Here is a 17,840-nt window from a genome sequence, read left to right as displayed (position 1 = left end):
GAACGGGCGTAAAGACTTATTCTCAAATGGCGATCAGCCCCCCGGCACCAATTCGATCACGTCGACCAATGATTCATACGCCGGGGCGGGCAGCACCAGTCGCCAGCGATTGTCGCCGATCCGTTCGACCATCCCCGCCATGTCGCGCATCCGGTCGCTGCCGTAGTTGACCGCCATCTTCTCGTCGCCCAGTTCCAGCGTGCCAAGGAAGACCTGGCGCTTGAGATGATCGGGAAAGATCAGCCCGACGGGGCGCTGCGACCCGGTGAGCTTGGTCAGGCTGGACAGTCCCTGTTCGGGTGCGACGCGGCAGCGGAACCAGCCATAGGCGATATAGCTGAGCCCGCCGCGTCCCTTGGCGCCGATCTTGATCGTGCGGCAACGATAATCGCCCGCGGGCAGATGCGCATTGGGCAGCGCCGCCATCGGTTGCAGCAGCACGCCTTCGCGGTCGATCTCGGCGCCATAGCCCTTCGCCCGCGCATCGGCGAGCGCCGCTTCCCAGCTGCTGTACCAGCCGCGAATCCGCTCTTTATCGGCATCGGTCGCGGTGGCGCGCCAGCTGCCCGATGCGGGCGGCTCGTCGGCGGCCGACGGCGGCAGTGGCGGCACGACCGGCACCGACTGGCACCCCGCCGCCGTCAATCCCAGCGCCATGGCAAAAATATAATTGGTGCGACCCGTCATTCTCCGTCTCTCCCCTGATACGGTTGCATTAACCTTAGGAGGGGGAAGGAAAATGCTCAAGGCCACCTTTCCTTCTCCCCTTGCGGGAGAGGGTTGCGCAGAGTTGGCAGTTTGCTGCCTAGTCGTAGCTGGGTGAGGGGTTGCGAGCCTTCGGCTCGCAACCCCTCACCCAAGTCCCGCTAGTTCGCTGCGCTCACAAGCCTCCCTATCCTTCTCCCGCAAGGGGAGAAGGAAGGCTTAGGCCGCGGTCCAGCCGCCATCGACGCTCAGGTTCGCGCCGGTGATGTTCGCCGCTTCGTCGCGGGTCAGGAACGACGCCAGCGCCGCGACCTGTTCGACCGTCACAAACTGCTTGGTCGGCTGGCCGGCCAGCAGGACGTCGTTGATCACCTGCTCGCGCGTCATCCCGCGCGCCTTCATCGTGTCGGGAATCTGCCCCTCGACCAGCGGGGTCCAGACATAGCCGGGGCTGATGCAGTTCGCGGTAATCCCGGCATCGGCAACTTCCAGCGCAACCGTCTTGGTCAACCCGACCAGCCCGTGCTTGGCGGCGACATAGGCCGATTTGAACGGCGAGGCGACGATCGAGTGCGCTGACGCGGTGCCGATGATCCGGCCCCACCCCTTTTTGCGCATCCCCGGCACCGCGTGGCGAATGGTGTGGAACGCCGACGTCAGGTTGAGCGCCAGAATCAAATCCCATTTTTCGACCGGAAAATCCTCGATCGGCGACACAAACTGCGTCCCGGCATTGTTCACGAGAATATCGACCCCGCCCATGTCGGCGTCGGCGCGCGCGAACATCTCCGCGATCGCCTCGACCTTGGTCAGGTCGGCGCCGTCATATGTTGCCTTGCCGCCGCTCAAGCCTTCGAGCGCGACGCGCTCGGCCTCGATCGCCGCGGCATCGCCGAACCCGTTGATGATGACATTCGCCCCTTCGCCCGCCAGCGACTTGGCGATGCCGAGCCCGATGCCAGAGGTCGATCCGGTTACAAGGGCGGTTTTTCCTTTGAGACGCATTTTGGGAATCCTTTCGGTGGGGGAGTATCAGCTGATGTCGGGGTCGGCCTTGGGCCGCAGGGCGTCGGATTGCACCGCGAAGCTGCCCGAGCGGCCTTCGGCGATGCTGTCGGCGAGCAGATGGCCGTCCTTCATCGCGGCTTCGACCGCGGCATGACCCAGCGCCCAATTGACTTCCATCGTCGAGCGCGAAAATTCGAAATCGCGCGCCCCGGTCTGCCATTTGGGCGGCTGATGGATCAGCTGGACAACGTTCAGCGCCTTGCAATCGACCATCCGCTGCACCGCCTTGACCTCGGGCAGGGCGAGCGACTCCGGCGGCAGTTTCGCCAGCATCCGGTCGATCAACCGATGCTCCTTGCGCCGCCGCACCAGCCCGTCCGAAATCCGCCGAGTGCGGCTGGAATAGCGAATATCCTTCTCGCGCGACCAGGCTTCTTCCATATCGTGCGGCCGCTCGCCGCGCGCGGGGAACAGGTCGACCTGGAACACCAGCATATCCTCTTTCGCGGCATCGACGACATGTTCAAGCGGAGTGTTCGACACCAGCCCGCCATCCCAATACCAGGTGCCGTCGATCTCGACCGGCGGCAGTCCGGGCGGCAAGGCGCCCGATGCCAAGATGTGCCGCGCGTCGAGCGTATCGACCTTGGTGTCGAAATAACGGAAATTGCCGGTCTCGACCGCCACCGCGCCAACCGACAGGCGGACATTCCCTTTGTTCACCCGGTCCCAGTCGACCAGCCGGTCAAGCGTCTGGACCAGCGGCGCCGTGTCGTAAAAGCTCACCGCCTCGGGCGTCTGCCGATCGGCAAAGCTCGGCGGCGGCCAGCGCGGGGTGAAAAATCCGGGCACGCCAAATGCCGCGACTTGTCCAGCCGCCAGCATATGCGTCCACTCGCGCGCCCAGTCATTGTCGGCGGTCGGCAGCGTGGGCAGCGCCGAGGACACCCCGTCCCAGAATTCGCGCAGCTTGCCCACTGCCTGATCGCGCGGATTGCCCGCGATGATTGCGGCGTTGACCGCGCCGATCGAAATTCCCGCCACCCAGTCGAGCTCGATGCCTAGATCGATCAGCGCCTCATAGACCCCCGCCTGAAACGCCCCAAGCGCACCGCCACCCTGCAGTACAAGCACGACGAGGTCGGGCAGCGGAAGCGCGGGGGTGGCGGCACGGCGTGGCATGGACTCGGGGGCTCCTTTGGTCCGCGATCGCGCGATTGGTGCGCCGCAGCACAAATGATTGCAAGCGCCGCGTTGCTCGCGAAGCCTCTTTCAATTGCCCGCCGCTGCTGTAACACCCTAGTCCAAACAGACACTTTAACGGCGGAGACCCCCATGCGCCTCGACGATTATGATCCCGGCGACGATATTCGTGACCTTGGCCGCGGCGGTGGCGGGGGTTTCGGCGGGGGTGGTGGCGGCCTTGGCGGACTGCTGATCGGGTTCCTGCCGATGCTGCTGGGGCGCAAGATGGGCTGCGGCACGATCCTGCTGATCGGCGCGGCGGCCTTTTTCCTGCTCGGTCCGGGCGCCAGCTTGCTCAGCGGCAGCGGCGGGAGTGCCGATCCGATGGCCGACAGCCGCGGCGGCGCGAACGTCGCCTGCGACACGGCGTCCGAACGCTTTGCCTGCAACGTGTTCGGATCGACACACACCGTGTGGGAAGGGCTGGTCAGCGGTTACCAGAAGCCGACGCTCAACTTCTTCACCGAACGCAACAGTTCCGCCTGCGGCGCCGCGCAAGCCGCGATGGGTCCATTTTATTGTCCGGCCGACCAGGGCGTCTATCTCGACACCAGCTTTTTTCGCGAGCTCGAACAGAAATTCGGCGCCGCGGGCGATGCAGCGCAGGCCTATGTCATCGCGCACGAAGTCGGCCATCATATCCAGACGATCAGTGCAATTTCGAACCAGGTTCGCCAGGCACAAGGGCGTGCTTCGCAGGCGGAGGGCAATGCGCTGCAAGTTCGCATGGAATTGCAGGCCGATTGCTATGCGGGTGTCTGGGCCGCACGCGCCAAGACCAGCGCGGGCCAGCCGGTGATGGAAGCGGGCGACATGGAAGAAGCGATGCGCGCCGCCAACGCGATCGGCGACGACACGCTGATGCGCTCGGCGGGCCAGCGTCCGGTCCCCGAGAGCTTTACCCACGGCACCAGCGAACAGCGCATGACGTGGCTGCGCCGCGGCCTGCAATCGGGGGATCCGCGCCAGTGCAACGCGTTCGACACGGCCATCTGATCGCAGCGCTTGCGGGGGCGCTCGCCGCGTTGCCGGCGTCGGCAGCGACGCTGTATGTCGAGGCCGGACGGCTGATCGACGGCGTCACCAACGATGTTCGCACCGGCCAGTGCATCACGATCGAGGCCGAGCGGATCAAGGCGGTCGGCCCGTGTGGCGCGACCCCCGCGGGCGCGACGCGGCTCGACTGGTCGGGCCTCACCGTCCTACCTGGACTGATCGACCTCCACACCCACCTCGCCGATCTAGGCCAGAGCGCCGATCTGGCAGCCCCGATCAAGGCGTCGCCCGCCGAAACCGTCCTGGTCGGCGCGCGCAACGCCCGCGTGACGCTGGACGCGGGCTTCACCAGCGTGCGCGACGTCGGCACCTATCGTGGGCTCACCGACGTGACGCTGCGCAACGCTATCGAGCGCGGCGATGTCCCGGGACCACGGATGTGGGTCGCGGGTGCCTATCTGACCATTCCGAAAGGCGGCGGCGAACTGAACGGCGTCGTTCCGAACGATCAACTGCCGCCGGACCTGCGCCTAGGGGTCGCGGCGACGCCCGAGGAAGCCGCGGCGAAGACGACCTATCTGCTCGACCAAGGCACCGATTTCATCAAGACGATCGCCACCGGCGCGGTGCTGGCGATCGGCACCGAACCCGGGGCACCCGAGCTGACCGTCGCTCAGTTGCGCGCGATCGTGCAGGTTGCTCATGCGCGCGGCAAAAGGGTTACCGCCCACGCCCATGGCGCCATTGGCATCCAGAACGCAATCACCGCCGGGGTCGACAGCATCGAACACGCCAGCCTGGCCGACGAAGCGACGCTGCGGCTGGCCAAGCGGCACGGCACCTGGCTGGCGATGGACATCTACAACGGCGATTACATCGAGGATGTTGGCACGAAGGAGGGCTGGCCTGCCGAATATCTGCGCAAGAACCGCGAGACGACCGACGCCCAGCGCGCCGCCTTTCGGCGGGCTGTCGCCCTGGGGGTCAACATCGGATATGCCACCGACGCTGGCGTCTATCCGCACGGACTGAACGCGCGTCAGTTCCGCTATATGGTCAAATATGGCATGACCCCGATGCAGGCGATCCAATCGGCCACCGGCCGCGCCGCGATCGAGATGGGTCGCGACGATGTCGGGGCAATCGTGCCGGGCCGGTTTGCCGACATGGTCGCGGTGAAGGCGGATCCGCTAACGGACATCACCGTCCTGGAAAAGATCGATCATGTGATGAAGGGCGGCGTGATCGTCCGCTAATGCCTTAAAATCAGGTCTGATTTTCGATCAATATTCAACGATCATCCGGACCCTGTCGACGCTTAGTCCGGCGGCGCGTGCGATCTGCTCGCGACTGCGATGGATAAGGTCCCGGACGTCCGCTGGCGGCGCGTCGCGCGACGGGTCAGGTGCCGGGGCAATCGCACTTTTCAGTTCCACGGCGCTCAGCGTCGCGGGCGATACCGGCCCTTCGAACTGGCATCCGAACAAACGCCCGCTGGCCCAGATGACGACGGCCGTGATGTCTCCACCGTGAGGCAGCTCGATTTCGATCCGGTCGCAGGCCGTCAGCTTGATATCGCTTTCAAACAGCAGCCCGGTGCCAGAGATGTTGTGAATCTGCACCTCTACGCCGGTGCCATCGGGTTTCACGCCGCGGGCCAGCAGGCTCAGCTTTCGGCGCACATCCTGACGTTGATCGCCACCGGATGCCGCGGGAAGAAATTGTCCAAAAATGGCCATGGACTAGTGGTGGAGTTGGCTGGTTAAAAGAAGGTTAGCGGATGCAACGAAAGACCGTTGCCGACGCGAATTTCCTGACCCCAAGCTCGGCTTGTCGGCGGCAGTCCCGGGTGGCAGCGTCCGCGACCGGCAAATGACGAACGGGCTTGAACGCGCCCGCCGCAACGCTAAACCGCTTTCATGCGAAACCATATCCTGATCAACGCCGCCGCGCTCGCCGCCGCCCTGTCCACCCCCGCATTTGCCCGGCCGATGACCGAGATCGACCTGGCGACGCTGAAGCGCGTTGCGGCGCCGACTGCGTCGCCCGACGGGCGCTGGGTGGTGTTTCAGATGACCGAGACCGACGGTGCGACCTACAAGCGCGCGACCGGCCTGTGGTTGGTCGATCGCAATGCCAAGGATGCAGCGCCGGTGCGCGTCGCCGACACCGCCGACAAGAATGAAACCGCCCCTGCCTTCCACCCCGACGGCAGCCTCTATTTCCTGTCGAACGCTTCGGGCAAAAGCCAGGTCTGGCGGATCGATCCCAAGGTCGGCGGCACCGCGGCGCAGGTGACCGACACGGCGGTCGATGTCTCGGGTTTCAAGATTTCGCCCGACGGCCAGCGCCTGCTCGCCTGGGGTGACATTCCGCGCGAGTGCACCGATTTCGGCTGCGATGCGAAGGACGTAAAGGATAAGGGCGCCCTCTCCGGCCCCGGCACCGGCCGCCTGTACAAGGACGGCGCGGGCTTTGTGCGCCACTGGGACAGCTGGGAAACCCCCGGCACCTACAGCCGCCCGTTCGTTTTCAACCTCGACGGGGGCAAGGCCAGCACCGCACGCGCGGTCGATGGCGGGCTGATCGGCGACAGCCCGTCAAAGCCCTTTGGCGGCGGCGAGGAACTGGCGTGGGGTGCTGACAGCCGCACGGTGTATTTCACGCTGCGCAAGGCCGACAAGGACGAGCCGACCTCGACCAACCTCGATATCTATAGCTGGCTCGTCGACAGCCGGATGATGCCGCAGAACCTGACCGCGGACAACGAAGCGACCGACACCCTTCCGACCCCGTCTCCCGACGGCAAATGGCTGGCCTATGCCGCAATGGCGCGCCCGGGTTATGAGGCGGATCGGCAGGTGCTGATGCTGCGCGACCTCGCCAGCGGCGAAACGCGCAAGCTGACCGACGCCTGGGACCGTTCGGTCGGCTCGATCGCCTGGGCGCCGGATGGAAAGTCGCTCTATGTCACCGCGCAGGACGTGCTCGATCATCCCGTGTTCCGGGTCGATGTGAAGAGCGGCAAAGTGAGCAAGCTCAAGGCCACCATTGAAGCCTATGAGGGCAATATCGGCGACGTCACCCCGCTTTCCGGCGGCGGTCTGCTCTATTCGCGCAACAGCGTTGCGGTGCCGACCGACCTGTTCGTCCGCGATGCCAAGGGCAAGGTCACCCGCCTGACCGACGTCAACCGCGCTCAGCTCGCCGAAATCGATCCCGTCGATGCCCAGCGCTTCAGCTTCAAGGGTGCCAACGGCGACACCGTGTGGGGGCAGATTGTCAAGACCGCCGACAGCAAGGGCAAACTGCCCGTCGCCTACCTGGTCCACGGCGGCCCGCAATCGAGTTTCGGCAACAGCTGGTCGACGCGCTGGAATCCCCGGCTGTTTTCGGCCCCCGGCTATGCTGCAGTGACCGTCGATTTCCATGGCTCGACCGGTTACGGACAGGCGTTCACCGATAGCATCAACCAGGATTGGGGCGGCAAGCCGCTCGAAGACCTCAAGCTCGGCCTCGTCGCTGCGGGCGCGAACGACGCCAATGTCGATACGGCGAACGCCTGCGCGCTCGGCGGCTCATACGGCGGCTATATGATGAACTGGATCGCGGGTCAGTGGCCCGATGGCTTCAAATGCCTGGTCAACCATGCCGGGGTGTTCGACCTCCGCGCCATGGCGTTCGAGACCGAGGAAACATGGTTCGACGAATATGATCATGGCGGCCCGTGGTGGCAGCGCCGTGACGCCGAGAAATGGAACCCGGTCAACCATGTCACCAAATGGAAGACGCCGATGCTGGTCATCCACGGCGAAAAGGATTTCCGCATCCCCTACAGCCAGAGCCTCGCGGCATTCCACGCGTTACAGCGGCAGGGCGTCGAGGGCGAATTGCTGGTGTTTCCTGATGAAAACCACTGGATCCTGAAGGGCCAGAACAGCGTGCAATGGTATCAGACGGTGTTCGGTTGGGTCGGTCGGCATTTGAAGAAGTAGCATCGCAGCATCGTCATGCCGGACTTGATCCGGCATCCATAGCTGCGCAGGCGGCGATGGACCCCGGATCAAGTCCGGGGTGACGATGGTGGAGAACAGCGCCATTGCCCCCTTGCCGCGCCGCACCATGGCTGGCAAAGCGCGGCGCATTATGCCGATGGAAAAAACATTCGATCCCGCCGCAATCGAGGCGAAATGGGCCCACGCATGGGAAAGCCGCGGGCTGTTCCGCCCGCACCGCCCCGACGCCACGCCCTTCACGATCGTCAACCCGCCGCCGAACGTCACCGGCGCGCTGCACATCGGCCATGCGCTCGACAACACATTGCAGGACGTGCTCGTCCGCTACGAACGGCTGCGCGGCAAGGATGCCTTGTGGGTCGTCGGCATGGACCACGCCGGCATCGCGACGCAGATGGTTGTCGAACGCCAGCTGGAGGCACAGCAGGACAAGCGCACCAACTACAGCCGCGAAGATTTCATCGACAAGGTGTGGCAGTGGAAGGCGGAAAGTGGCGGCCAGATCACCGGCCAGCTCCGCCGCCTCGGTTGCTCGATGGACTGGTCACGCGAACAGTTCACGATGGACCCGCATTTCACCGCCGCGGTGGTCAAGGTGTTCGTCGACCTCCACAAAAAGGGGCTGATCTACCGCGACAAGCGGCTCGTGAACTGGGACCCAAAGCTCAAGACTGCGATCTCTGATCTCGAGGTCGAGACGCACGAGGTGCAGGGCGGCTTCTGGCATTTCAAATATCCGCTCGCCGACGGCATGACGCTCGATGACGGGAGCGATCATATCGTGGTCGCGACGACGCGCCCCGAAACGATGCTCGCCGACATGGCGGTCGCGGTGCATCCGGGCGACGCGCGCTACAAGAGCGTGATCGGCAAGGACATTCTCCAGCCGATCACCGGGCGCCGCTTCAAGATCGTCGCAGACGAACATGCCGATCCCGAACTGGGTTCGGGCGCGGTGAAAACCACGCCGGGGCATGATTTCAACGACTTCGACGTCGGCAAGCGCGCGGGCTTCAAACCCGCCGAGATGCTCAACATGTTCGACGGCGACGCGAATGTGATCCAGACGAGCGACGGGCTGATCCCGCAAGAGTATCTCGGCCTTCACCGCTTCAAGCGCGATGGCATCGACGGCGCGCGCGAACTGGTCGTGCAGCGGATGAAGGAAGCGGGCTTCCTGATCCCGCATGTCGACAAGGACGGCGCCGAGCATGACGCCGAGCCGCGCACGATCCAGACGCCCTTCGGCGACCGCGGCGGCGTGGTGATCGAGCCCTGGCTGACCGACCAATGGTATGTCGGCGCCGAAACGCTCGCGCAGCCGCCGATGGCCGCGGTGCGCGACGGGCGCATAAACATCGTCCCCAAGACGTGGGAAAAGACCTTCTTCAACTGGATGGAGAATATCCAGCCCTGGTGCGTCTCGCGCCAGCTCTGGTGGGGCCACCGGATTCCGGCTTGGTATGGGCCAGATGCAGCCAATGGTGGGCTTCGCTTGGACTATACTCCGCAAACCTACGCGATATCGCCAGACACACATTTCGTCGCCACTGATGAAACAGAGGCCGAGCAAATAGCGTGGATGCACTATAAGGCAGAAGGTTGGGATCCAGAGCAGATCGTTTTTCATGATAGTTTCGGCGAGTTTGAAAAAGCGACCCGTTCGGACACTTTCAATCCGGCAGACGTGCACTTAGTGCGGGATCAGGACGTCCTCGACACCTGGTTCTCCTCCGCCCTCTGGCCCTTCGCCACTCTCGGCTGGCCCGAGGACACTGACCTTGTCAAACGCCATTACCCCAACGACGTCCTCATTTCCGGTTTCGACATCCTGTTCTTCTGGGATGCGCGCATGGCGATGCAGGGGATGGAGTTCATGGGCGATGTTCCGTGGAAGACGCTCTATCTTCATGGCCTCGTCCGCGCGCCCGATGGCGCCAAGATGTCGAAGTCGAAGGGCAATGTCGTCGATCCGCTCGGGCTGATCGACCAATATGGCGCCGACGCACTGCGTTTCTTCATGGCGGCGATGGAAAGCCAGGGCCGCGACATCAAGATGGATGACGCGCGCCTCGCGGGCTACCGCAATTTCGCAACCAAGCTGTGGAACGCCGCGCGCTTCTGCGAAGCCAATGGCATTTCGGCGTCAAAGGACATCAAGGCTCCCGACGCCGTGCTACCGGTCAATCGTTGGATCATTGGCGAAGTCGCGAATACCGTAGCCGCTATGGACAGGGCGTTCGCCGACTATCGCTTCGACGAGGCCGCTAATACGATCTACAGCTTCGCGTGGGATCGCTTCTGCGATTGGTATCTTGAGCTGATTAAGCCGACGCTGAATGAAGATGCTCAGTTCCAACCCGCGATGGCCGATGAAACTCGGCGAGTGGCAGGCTGGGTTCTCGATCAGATACTAGTGTTGCTGCATCCCTTCATGCCCTTCGTCACCGAGGAGCTTTGGCATGCCATGGGCGACCGGCCTAACCATCCGCTCATCACCGCCAACTGGCCGATGCCGGGAGCTGAAGTGGACGCTGAAGCAAGCGCTCAGATCAACTGGCTCGTTGCGGTCATCAAGGAAGTTAGATCCGCCAGAACGGAATTGGGGATCAAGCCGGGCGATAAGCTAATCGCCCACTTCCCTGTCAGTCTGCAACCTCGCGTGAATGCGGGGTACCAAGCGCTTCTGCGTATCGCTCGACTTGAGGACGTCAGCTTCGATCCCGCACCGGCAGGCGCTTCGGCCCAACTCGTCGTCGAGGGCGAAACGATCACCGTCCCCCTCGAAGGCGTCATCGACATCGCCGCCGAACGCGACCGCCTGACCAAGGCGCTCGCCGCCGCGGCGAAGGAACGCGATGGTCTCGCGGGTCGCCTCAACAACCCGTCGTTCGTCGAACGCGCCAAGCCCGAAGCGGTCGAAAAAGCGCGCGCCGACCATGCTGCGAAAGAAGCCGAGGCCGACCGCCTGACCGCTGCCTTGGCAAGGCTGGGGTGAGCGATCACGCCCATTCCTCCCCGCTCGCGGGGAGGTGGCAGCCGGAACGGCTGACGGAAGGGGTTGGCGTCCGACCGCAACGCTGCGTGAGGACGCGAGCCCCCTCCACCATCCTGCGGATGGTCCCCCTCCCCGTTCCGGGGAGGATCGTTTGACCGAAAACGTCACCCCCACCCCCGTCGCCGTCGCCAGCGACCCCGCTTCGGCGCCAGTCCCCCCGCGCCAGACGGCGCGCGGCGGGATGGACCTGACCAGCGGGCCGATCGCCAAAACGCTGATCATCTTTGCGCTCCCGACGCTCGCCTCGAACGTCCTTCAAACCCTCTCGGGTTCGGTCAATTCGATCTGGGTCGGGCAGTTTCTGGGCAACAGCGCGCTCGCCGCGACCGCCAATGCCAACATCATCATGTTCCTGATGTTCGCGACCTTTTTCGGCTTTGGCATGGCGGCGACGGTGCTGATCGGGCAAGCGATCGGGCGCGGCGACATCGATGCCGCACGCCGCGCAGCAGGCGGCGCAATCGGTCTGGCCGCGCTGTTCGCGGTGGTCATCGCGATCGTCGGCTGGTTCACATCCGACGCGATATTGCGCCTGCTCGAAACCCCGCCCGAAGCCTTTGCGCTGGCGCACGACTACCTCCGCGTCACCTTTGTCGCGATCCCCGCCAGCATGATTTCGGTGACGCTGATGATGGCCTCGCGCGGCGCCGGGGACGCGGTCACCCCGCTGCGCTTCATGGTACTGACCGTCGTGATCGACATTGTGCTGAACCCGGTGCTGATCCTCGGGCTCGGCCCCGTTCCGCGCCTCGGCATCGCGGGCAGCGCGCTGGCGACCGCGATTGCCGGGACGATCAGCCTGATCGGCATGATCATCTGGTTTTACGTCAAGGATCATCCGCTCCGTCTGCGCGGCCGCGAACTCGCCTATCTGGCGCCCAGCTGGCGTGAACTGCGCTTCATTATCGCGCGCGGGCTGCCGATGGGCGCGCAGATGCTGGTGATTTCGGGCGCGGGCCTCGTCATGGTCGGGCTGGTCAACCGCGAGGGGCTCGTCACCGCTGCCGCCTATGGCGCTACGCTCCAGCTGTGGAATTACATCCAGATGCCCGCGCTCGCGGTCGGCGCCGCGGTCAGCGCGATGGCGGCGCAGAATATCGGGGCGCAGCGCTGGGACCGCGTATCGACGATCACCAACAGCGGCATCACGATCAATCTGGCGATGACCGGGGTGCTGATCGCGATGCTGTTGCTGTTCGATCATGCTGCGCTCGCGCTGTTCCTGGGGAGCGGCAGCGAAGCGATCGAAGTGTCGCGGCATATCCAGTATATCGCGACCTGGACCTTCCTGCCCTTCGGCACCACCATCGTCATCATCGGCACCTTGCGCGCCAATGGGTCGGTTGTGCCGCCGCTGATCATCCTGGCGCTATCGATGTTTCCGATCCGCTTCGGTATCTATTATTTCGCGTATCCGACGCTCGGCGCCGACGCGATCTGGTGGAGCTTTCCGCTCTCGTCGCTCGCGTCGCTGGCGATGGCTTGGGCCGTGTATCGGCGCGGCCACTGGCGCCGTGCGCTCCCCCAACCCGCTGCGGGCTGACGTTGGGCTTTCGACCAAAGCGCGCGCCGCTTCGACTGGCGGCCCGGTGTCTGCTAGCCTTCCTGCCGGGATTGACGCTAAAGCAGGCGCAATGAACATGACTCTTCGCAAAGACACGCTGCGCGACCAGCGCGCCAAAATGCTGGCGGCAGCGCCCGACTGGCGCGCGTCGGACGCCCGCGTCAATCCGCGCGTTGCTATCGGCTCGATCATCGCGATGTGGCTGATCTATTTCCTGATCACCACCGGTCTCGGCCTGCTGACCGGGGTGCCCGAACAATGGTCCTCCGCGGGGCGGCGCGGCATTGTCGTCGTGGCGGGCATCCTGTGCACATTCGTGCTGTATCAATTGCTACAGCGCGCCCAGCCGCAAAGTTTCGGCGCCCGCCTGGCGGCGGCTCTCGGCGCCGCGGTGCCGCTCGTCATCGTCTATGCATCGGTCAATTTGCTGGTTTTTTATTACTGGTTCCCGGTTTCCGAAGCGGCCAAGATCATCGAAGAAATGCAGGCGAAATATCCCGGCGCCTGGGAAACTGTACTGATCCTCGACAGCTCGATTCGCTGGTATTTCTTTTTTGCCGTATGGGCCGCGCTCTATGTCGCTTTCGGCTATGCAAATGAAATGCGCGCGGTCGAACGGCGCGCCAATCATTTCCGGCTCGAGGCCAAAAATGCCCAGCTGCGGGCGCTGCATTACCAGGTCAATCCGCACTTCCTGTTCAACACCCTCAATTCGCTGTCGACCCTTGTCCTCAAAGGTTCGAAAAGCGAGGCCGAGACGATGATCATGAACCTGTCGTCCTTCCTCCGCTCAAGCCTGGCGATCGACCCCGAACAGCTGGTCAGTCTGGACGAAGAGATCGCACTGCAACGCCTGTATCTCGATATCGAACAGACGCGTTTCCCCGACCGCTTGCAGGTCGAGGTAACGATCCCCGACGAACTGAAAAATGCGTGCGTCCCGGTGCTGATCCTGCAACCGATCATCGAAAATGCGATCAAATATGGCGTTGCGCCGACCAAGGGCAAAATCGCCATCCGCCTGCACGCCAGCGCCGAATACGGATTGCTGGTATTGCGGATCGACAATGACATCGACGCCAAGGCGCCTTCGCCTGCGTCGGGCACCGGCCTTGGCCTCGGCAATGTTCGCGAACGGCTGCTGACCCGCTATGGCCCCACCGCCGGGTGCGAATGGGGCCCCTCTGATGAGGGCGGCTTTGTCGTTTCGCTGTGGCTGCCGCTATCACGAGAGACATCCTGCCCATGATCCAGACGCTCCGCACCCTGATCGTCGATGACGAACCGCTGGCGATCGAGCGACTGCAAATCCTGACCGGCCAACAGGACGGGGTGTCGCTGGTCGGTACCGCCAGCGACGGTGCCTCCGCGCTCCGCATGGTCGACGCCCTCGCGCCCGATCTCGTCCTTTGTGACATTGCGATGCCCGACCTCAACGGGCTGGAGGTTGCCGCCGCGATCGACCGGCTCGACAATCCCCCCGCAGTGATTTTCGTCACCGCGTTCGACCAATATGCGGTTGCGGCGTTCGACGTCGCGGCAGTCGATTATCTGCTCAAACCGGTATCACCCGAACGCCTGGCGCGGGCGCTGACGCGGGTCCGCGAATGGCGCGCGACCGAACGGGCGCCAACGCAAAAGAGCAAATGGATCAACGAATTCTGGGTCCAGAACCGCGGCGAAATGCTGCGGATAGACGCGGGCCAAGTCGACCTGATCGAGGCTGAGCGCGACTACATGCGGCTACACCTTGGCGCGCGTAGCTGGCTGATCCACCAGACGATCAAATCCTTGGAAGCGCGGATGAACCCCGATCAGTTCATGCGGATCCACCGGTCGAAAATGGTGCGCCGCGACGGGATCGTCGGGCTGAAACATCATGGTGATGGCGCGTGGAGCGTCGATCTGGGCGAAGGCGGCGTTCACCGCATCGGCCGCACCTATCTGCACGACGTCAAAGCGATCATGCACGCCTGAGCGACAAAAAAAAACGGCCATGCCCATCATCGGGGCATGACCGCCTTTCGCCAACGGGCAACGCGGCCCTCAGGGTGCGGACACGAATATCGTCTGACCGCGATCGGCCAGCCGGGTGCCGCCGCCATTCAGCAGCCCCGCCAGTTTGACATTGGCATCGGCCATCGTCGCCTTCTCGCAAATTTGGGACTGCGCGCGCTCTTGCAGCGTGGGCCGATAGTGCGGGCGGCTGTTGCACACCGAAAGCACGGCCGACTTGACCCGCGCGTTCAGCCGGTCGCGGCCTTCGACGCTGGCCAGATTCAGGTCATGATAAGGCACGACGACGCTCCGTCGTTCGCCAAATTCATCCTCGGCAGCCGCCGGAACACTCAGGCCGATGCACGCCACCGGCACGCTCAGCAGGATCAGGGAAAGTTTCGCCATGGGGGAGTCCTCTCTTGGGGGTATGATGCGGGACACGAGAGCTCCGGACCGGGGAGACCGAGGCTCCCGCATCCCGCAAAAGGGTGATACTCCCTAGACGTCATCAGAATCGCCTTTGGATCGATCGGCGCAAACGGCGGCTCGATTTACGGACGAAGGCGGCTCACCCATCGACGAACCGACGACGGACGGGTAATTTCGTGGCGCCAGACTTGCGCCAGACACTTCGACATGACCAAATTGTGTAATGGTGCCGAAATTATCTTTCATCGCGACTCGATCAGGCAAGGATCGATCGCGCGCGAACAGATTGGCCCGCTGGTCGATCGTCGCGATCGCCGGGACAATCGGCGGAGTCATCCTTGGCGACATCGTCGCTGAGCCTCTTGCCGAAAAACGTGCCGCCGCGACCGTGTCTTTTTCGGGCCTCAGCGCCAATCCCGATTCACAAAATGCGGCGGACGGAGGCGCCCCGCCCTGCTTGGACTGCCCAGATAGCTACGGCGTGAGCGCCAAGCTGCGCGCCGACCGTGAGCAGCGGATGAGCAATGAGTTTCGCGATCTTGGCGCGGTAGACATCATCCCGCCACGGACGGCGGACCCGATTGACGACTATAAGTACGGCGGCCGTTTTCCCGATCCCGAACCGCCGACGCCGATCGCCGCGCCTCCAGTGGATGCGATCGCGGCAGGTCCGTTGACCGCCGACGAGGCGCCGGCAGACACAATGCGGCCGCCGCCGTCGGCATAAAGACAGGCTAGCGCGGTGGCGTCACCGGTTTGGCGCAACGCGTCGTGTCGCCGGCCTTGCACGCCGCGACGTCCGCCTCCCACTTCATCCGCTCTTCCGCCGACATTGCAGCAACGCGGGCTTTTTCGGCTTCGTAAACGGCGGTTTCTTCGGCGAACTCGCTCTGATCATGCGCGACCTGTTGCGCGGCGGCCGACACTTCCTGTTCATAGGTCACGGTCTCCGCCTTGGCCCGCGATGCCTGCTCGGCATTCAGCCGCGCCGTGTTGGACCGTTCCTCCGCCGTCGTGCCGTCGGGCAGTTTCTTTGCGGTCGCGGTAGCAGTGGCCGGGGTCTCGGTCGGCGCCTGAAAGGCCGCGGCCTGCGCCGCACCCAGCAGCGCCAGCGCCGTAGTGGCCGCCAAAGTCATTCTTGTCATCGAAGCTCTCCTGCAATTTGATACTCTGCCGCTCCAACGCCCGGCCCGGTGGGGCGTTCCCGACATCGAATTGACGTCGCCGCGGGCAAGCGCCATGTTACCCCTTCATCCTGCCCGATCGGCCCGTCCTTTGCCAGTATCGTCGAAGCATCCGCTCAATCGTCCCGTCTTTTTCATTCCGCTGGCCATCCTGCTCGCCGCGGTGACCCTGAGCCTGTGGCAGGGCGCAGCGGTGCTCGCCGCCGAAACCGCGATCAACGACTGGATTCTGCGCCATTTCTCGCCGCTGTTCGCTTGGTCCGGGCTGGCCTTTCTGGCGCTGCTTGCGGGGATCGCCATCTCGCCGCTGGGCGGGCGGATCATCGGCGGACCGCAAGCGAAACCGATCCTGAGCCGCTGGCGCTGGTTTGCCGTCACGCTCTGCTCCACCATCGCGACCGGCATATTGTTCTGGGGCGCGGCCGAACCGCTGTTTCATCTTAACGATCCGCCCGCGATGCTGGGGCTGACGCCAGGCAGCGATGCCACCGCGACCTTCGCGATGTCGACGATGTTCCTGCATTGGACGCTGACGCCCTACGCGATCTACACTGTCGCCGGGCTGGCCTTTGCACTCGTTTATTACAACCGCTGCGAACCGTTCAGCCTGTCGTCGCTGTTCGTGCCGCTGATTGGCGAGCGCGCGCATGGCCCGGTTGGCACCGGCATCGACATCATCTGCCTCTACGCCCTTGTCGCCGGCATGGCGGCTTCGCTGGGCGCGGGCATTCTGGCGCTGGCGGGCGGGGTCGAGGGGATCGGCGGCTTTGTCGGCGGTACTACGCTGCGCTGGGCGATCGCCGCTGCGATCGTCGGCAGCTTCTTGATCTCCGCCGCCACCGGCCTGCAAAAGGGGATCGCCGGGCTTTCGGTGCTCAACACCTGGCTGTTCTTTGCGATCATCGCCTTTGTTTTGATCGCCGGACCGACCGCCCAGATGCTCGGCCTCGCGCTGCGCGGCGGGGTCGACTATGTCCAGACCTTCATCCCGCGCAACCTGGGCCTCGACGTCGATACCGGCTGGCACCGGCAATGGACGATTTTCAACTGGGCCAACTGGTTCGCATGGGCGCCAGTCACCGCCCTGTTTCTCGGCCGCCTCGCCGTCGGCTACAGCGTCCGCGCCTTCATCCTCTACAATCTGATCCTGCCATCGCTGTTCGGTGCGGTGTGGATGACCGCGATCGCAGGGGCAACGATCGCACTCGACCAGCAAAGCGGCGCCAGCCTTTACGCGATCCTGACCGCAGAGGGGCCAGACCCCGTATTGTTCCGCTTGTTCAGCGCGCTCGGCGGCGGACCGGGCGTCGCCGCGGTCGTGCTGTTCGCGATCTTTCTGTCCTATGTCGCGGGCGCCGACGCCAATGTCTCGGCGATGAGCGCGCTGTCGACGCGCGGCATCACCCCCGACGCGCCAGAAGCTCCGCTGGCGGTGCAGGCGGTGTGGGGCATCACCGTCGGACTGGTCGCGCTGGTGTTGGTAGCCAGCGGCGGGATCGACGGCATCCGCATGATGTCGGTGCTCGGCGGCTTTCCTGCGCTGTTCGTTATCATCGGCGCGGCGTTGTCGCTGACCGTGATAGCGGTGCGGGGACGGCATGAAACCGCCCCCGCCTCATCCTGAGGCTGCAACCGCA

The 17,840-nt window shown here is 64.2% G+C and carries 16 protein-coding genes; 9 read left to right on the top strand and 7 right to left on the bottom strand.

Features of this window, described 5'->3' with window-relative positions:
- Nucleotides 1-33: 33 nt before the first annotated feature.
- The 3 genes from J2X44_RS09130 to J2X44_RS09120 all read right to left on the bottom strand — a co-directional run bounded on the left by J2X44_RS09130 (nucleotide 34) and on the right by J2X44_RS09120 (nucleotide 2,895).
- Nucleotides 34-687: a DUF4893 domain-containing protein gene (locus J2X44_RS09130; protein ID WP_310089192.1), complete on the bottom strand. Its 654-nt coding sequence runs from the start codon at nucleotides 685-687 to the stop codon at nucleotides 34-36.
- A gap of 237 nt (nucleotides 688-924) precedes the next feature.
- Entirely contained in the window at nucleotides 925-1,710 is a 786-nt protein-coding gene (locus tag J2X44_RS09125) for a 3-hydroxybutyrate dehydrogenase (RefSeq protein WP_310089191.1), read from the bottom strand.
- A 27-nt stretch (nucleotides 1,711-1,737) separates the two neighbouring features.
- Entirely contained in the window at nucleotides 1,738-2,895 is a 1,158-nt protein-coding gene (locus J2X44_RS09120) for a patatin-like phospholipase family protein (protein WP_310089190.1), read from the bottom strand.
- A gap of 153 nt (nucleotides 2,896-3,048) precedes the next feature.
- On the opposite strand from J2X44_RS09120, the gene J2X44_RS09115 reads away from it, so the two are divergent.
- Together J2X44_RS09115 and J2X44_RS09110 are read left to right on the top strand one after the other, a co-directional pair.
- On the top strand, nucleotides 3,049-3,954 hold the full coding sequence (locus J2X44_RS09115) for a neutral zinc metallopeptidase (RefSeq protein WP_310089189.1): 906 nt from the start codon (nucleotides 3,049-3,051) through the stop codon (nucleotides 3,952-3,954).
- Nucleotides 3,927-5,210 (top strand): amidohydrolase family protein, encoded by a 1,284-nt coding sequence (locus J2X44_RS09110; protein ID WP_310089188.1) that lies wholly within the window; start codon nucleotides 3,927-3,929, stop codon nucleotides 5,208-5,210. Before J2X44_RS09115 ends, J2X44_RS09110 begins: the two co-directional genes overlap by 28 nt.
- 27 nt (nucleotides 5,211-5,237) lie before the next feature.
- Here the strand turns inward: J2X44_RS09110 and J2X44_RS09105 are convergent, their stop codons facing one another.
- Nucleotides 5,238-5,693: a PilZ domain-containing protein gene (locus J2X44_RS09105; RefSeq protein WP_310089187.1), complete on the bottom strand. Its 456-nt coding sequence runs from the start codon at nucleotides 5,691-5,693 to the stop codon at nucleotides 5,238-5,240.
- A gap of 180 nt (nucleotides 5,694-5,873) precedes the next feature.
- Here J2X44_RS09105 and J2X44_RS09100 point away from each other — a divergent pair, with 180 nt between their 5' ends.
- From J2X44_RS09100 to J2X44_RS09080, 5 genes are all read left to right on the top strand, one after another.
- Nucleotides 5,874-7,949, top strand: coding sequence for a S9 family peptidase (locus J2X44_RS09100; RefSeq protein WP_310089186.1), 2,076 nt, complete (start codon nucleotides 5,874-5,876; stop codon nucleotides 7,947-7,949).
- Nucleotides 7,950-8,100: 151 nt separating this feature from the next.
- Nucleotides 8,101-10,968, top strand: coding sequence for a valine--tRNA ligase (locus J2X44_RS09095; RefSeq protein ID WP_310089380.1), 2,868 nt, complete (start codon nucleotides 8,101-8,103; stop codon nucleotides 10,966-10,968).
- A gap of 151 nt (nucleotides 10,969-11,119) precedes the next feature.
- Nucleotides 11,120-12,571: an MATE family efflux transporter gene (locus tag J2X44_RS09090; protein ID WP_310089185.1), complete on the top strand. Its 1,452-nt coding sequence runs from the start codon at nucleotides 11,120-11,122 to the stop codon at nucleotides 12,569-12,571.
- 97 nt (nucleotides 12,572-12,668) lie between these two features.
- Nucleotides 12,669-13,841, top strand: a complete 1,173-nt coding sequence (locus tag J2X44_RS09085; RefSeq protein ID WP_310089184.1) for a histidine kinase — start codon at nucleotides 12,669-12,671, stop codon at nucleotides 13,839-13,841.
- Nucleotides 13,838-14,569 (top strand): response regulator transcription factor, encoded by a 732-nt coding sequence (locus J2X44_RS09080; protein WP_310089183.1) that lies wholly within the window; start codon nucleotides 13,838-13,840, stop codon nucleotides 14,567-14,569. The genes J2X44_RS09085 and J2X44_RS09080 overlap by 4 nt, the downstream gene beginning before the upstream one ends.
- Nucleotides 14,570-14,638: 69 nt before the next feature.
- Here J2X44_RS09080 and J2X44_RS09075 read toward each other — a convergent pair whose 3' ends face one another.
- Together J2X44_RS09075 and J2X44_RS09070 are read right to left on the bottom strand one after the other, a co-directional pair.
- Complete coding sequence (locus J2X44_RS09075; protein WP_310089182.1) at nucleotides 14,639-14,995, bottom strand: UrcA family protein; 357 nt, start codon at nucleotides 14,993-14,995, stop codon at nucleotides 14,639-14,641.
- 93 nt (nucleotides 14,996-15,088) lie between these two features.
- On the bottom strand, nucleotides 15,089-15,355 hold the full coding sequence (locus tag J2X44_RS09070; RefSeq protein WP_310089181.1) for a hypothetical protein: 267 nt from the start codon (nucleotides 15,353-15,355) through the stop codon (nucleotides 15,089-15,091).
- A 145-nt stretch (nucleotides 15,356-15,500) separates the two neighbouring features.
- Between J2X44_RS09070 and J2X44_RS09065 the strand changes: the two genes are divergently transcribed.
- Nucleotides 15,501-15,746 carry a hypothetical protein gene (locus J2X44_RS09065; RefSeq protein ID WP_310089180.1) on the top strand — a complete coding sequence of 82 codons (246 nt, stop codon included), beginning with the start codon at nucleotides 15,501-15,503 and terminating at the stop codon, nucleotides 15,744-15,746.
- Nucleotides 15,747-15,753: 7 nt separating this feature from the next.
- Here the strand turns inward: J2X44_RS09065 and J2X44_RS09060 are convergent, their stop codons facing one another.
- Nucleotides 15,754-16,164, bottom strand: a complete 411-nt coding sequence (locus J2X44_RS09060) for a hypothetical protein (RefSeq protein ID WP_310089179.1) — start codon at nucleotides 16,162-16,164, stop codon at nucleotides 15,754-15,756.
- 94 nt (nucleotides 16,165-16,258) lie between these two features.
- Here J2X44_RS09060 and J2X44_RS09055 point away from each other — a divergent pair, with 94 nt between their 5' ends.
- The gene (locus J2X44_RS09055; RefSeq protein ID WP_310089178.1) at nucleotides 16,259-17,827 is read left to right on the top strand and encodes a BCCT family transporter; all 1,569 of its coding nucleotides are present in this window, start codon (nucleotides 16,259-16,261) and stop codon (nucleotides 17,825-17,827) included.
- Nucleotides 17,828-17,840: the final 13 nt, after the last annotated feature.

Source organism: Sphingopyxis sp. BE259, from assembly GCF_031457495.1.
Lineage (GTDB): Bacteria > Pseudomonadota > Alphaproteobacteria > Sphingomonadales > Sphingomonadaceae > Sphingopyxis.
The sequence above is the reverse complement of the archived record's forward strand: the minus strand, read 5'-3'. Positions and strand labels throughout refer to the sequence as shown.

Coding starts and splice junctions, on each gene's coding strand:
- J2X44_RS09100 (WP_310089186.1), top strand. CDS start 5,874: ATGCGAAACCATATCCTGATCAACGCCGCCGCGCTCGCCGCCGCCCTG.
- J2X44_RS09080 (WP_310089183.1), top strand. CDS start 13,838: ATGATCCAGACGCTCCGCACCCTGATCGTCGATGACGAACCGCTGGCG.
- J2X44_RS09105 (WP_310089187.1), bottom strand. CDS start 5,693: ATGGCCATTTTTGGACAATTTCTTCCCGCGGCATCCGGTGGCGATCAA.
- J2X44_RS09125 (WP_310089191.1), bottom strand. CDS start 1,710: ATGCGTCTCAAAGGAAAAACCGCCCTTGTAACCGGATCGACCTCTGGC.
- J2X44_RS09130 (WP_310089192.1), bottom strand. CDS start 687: ATGACGGGTCGCACCAATTATATTTTTGCCATGGCGCTGGGATTGACG.
- J2X44_RS09075 (WP_310089182.1), bottom strand. CDS start 14,995: ATGGCGAAACTTTCCCTGATCCTGCTGAGCGTGCCGGTGGCGTGCATC.
- J2X44_RS09120 (WP_310089190.1), bottom strand. CDS start 2,895: ATGCCACGCCGTGCCGCCACCCCCGCGCTTCCGCTGCCCGACCTCGTC.
- J2X44_RS09115 (WP_310089189.1), top strand. CDS start 3,049: ATGCGCCTCGACGATTATGATCCCGGCGACGATATTCGTGACCTTGGC.
- J2X44_RS09095 (WP_310089380.1), top strand. CDS start 8,101: ATGCCGATGGAAAAAACATTCGATCCCGCCGCAATCGAGGCGAAATGG.
- J2X44_RS09070 (WP_310089181.1), bottom strand. CDS start 15,355: ATGACTCCGCCGATTGTCCCGGCGATCGCGACGATCGACCAGCGGGCC.
- J2X44_RS09055 (WP_310089178.1), top strand. CDS start 16,259: ATGTTACCCCTTCATCCTGCCCGATCGGCCCGTCCTTTGCCAGTATCG.
- J2X44_RS09060 (WP_310089179.1), bottom strand. CDS start 16,164: ATGACAAGAATGACTTTGGCGGCCACTACGGCGCTGGCGCTGCTGGGT.
- J2X44_RS09085 (WP_310089184.1), top strand. CDS start 12,669: ATGACTCTTCGCAAAGACACGCTGCGCGACCAGCGCGCCAAAATGCTG.